Here is a 1,171-nt window from a genome sequence, read left to right as displayed (position 1 = left end):
CTGGACAAGATGTCGGAGAAGATCCCCGGATAGACCCGGGAGAATCGGAATACTTTGTGCAGGATCCGGGAGGAGTACCATGACAGGACTGCTGAGGTTTTAACAACCGTACCTTGTTGACTTTTAGGACCTCACCCTTATTGTTTCAGCTCGATTGGAATCTCACTCATGTCGAAATTGACACGTTTGGCCGCAGGAGCAGCGATCGCCGGAGCGCTCACCGCGGTATCCGGCGGCCTGGGCGACACGGTCGCGCGCTCCGATCCGTCTCTTCCATGTCCGCAGGTCGCGCGTTGCGACCCCGGCTGGGGCGGAGAACCGCTGGCCACACCCGATAGTCCCGCAGCTGTCAGCTCGCCCTCGGGCGGCCAAGCGATGGTCACGCCCGCTAGTCCCGAAGCCGTCAGCGCCCTGTCTGGCGCCCAACCGATGGGCACGCCCGATAGCCCTGGAGTCGTCAGCGGTTTTTCGGGCAGCCAACCGCTGAGCACCCCGGATAGCCCGCATCGCGCACCGGCCCCGAAGCCGTAACGCAGAGAACATTGTGCGGCCCCGGGCCAGGCAGGAGTCGTGAAAAGCTCTATCCCGGTATCTTCGCCGACATCTTGTCCAGAATTGTCGCGGTGGCCGGAGCGCCATTGCCGTATTGGCACACCTGCGCAGTGATGATCACATTGTTCTTCGCGCGCGCCACGTTGGGGCAGATCCAACCGGTGGGCTTCCCGTCCTGCAGTTCCGTCGCGGTCCACGTCAGATCCTTGCCGCCGGCGTCGGTCTTTTGGAATCTCCATCTCGATATGTCGTCTTTGCGGTGCAAAACGGCGTTGTCGCACGAATTTACGGCCTTCGCGAGCGCATTGTCGAGCAACTGAGTCGCTGTTTTCGCGTCGGCTACCGTCGCAACAGCCAGATAGACCGCATGACCTGAAGTGTCCTTTTCCTCCCTGTATTGATTGCTCCGCCATCCGGTATAGGCCACGCCAACCGTGTTGGTGTCCAGCCCGAACAGCGCCGCACAGTCGGGGTTGCCCTCGTCGACGAAGGCGGCCACGGGCGGGGAGGTCGCGCCGGGCGGAGGTTTGGACGCCCAGTTGAGTTTCGCACCGACAATCTCGTTAATCAGGTCTGGCGCCAAGATCAGCGAATCGATGGCGTCGGGGGCCAGGGTGGG

1 protein-coding gene is annotated in these 1,171 nt (G+C 62.1%); it reads right to left on the bottom strand.

From position 1 onward, the window contains the following. Nucleotides 1-580: 580 nt before the first annotated feature. Nucleotides 581-1,171: sensor domain-containing protein (locus A5713_RS06215; RefSeq protein WP_068093681.1), on the bottom strand; the 591-nt coding region annotated here is incomplete at its 5' end.

Origin of the sequence: Mycobacterium sp. E2497 (genome assembly GCF_001668695.1) — a bacterium.
Classification (GTDB): Bacteria; Actinomycetota; Actinomycetes; order Mycobacteriales; family Mycobacteriaceae; genus Mycobacterium.
This window is presented reverse-complemented; position numbering and strand designations above follow the sequence as displayed.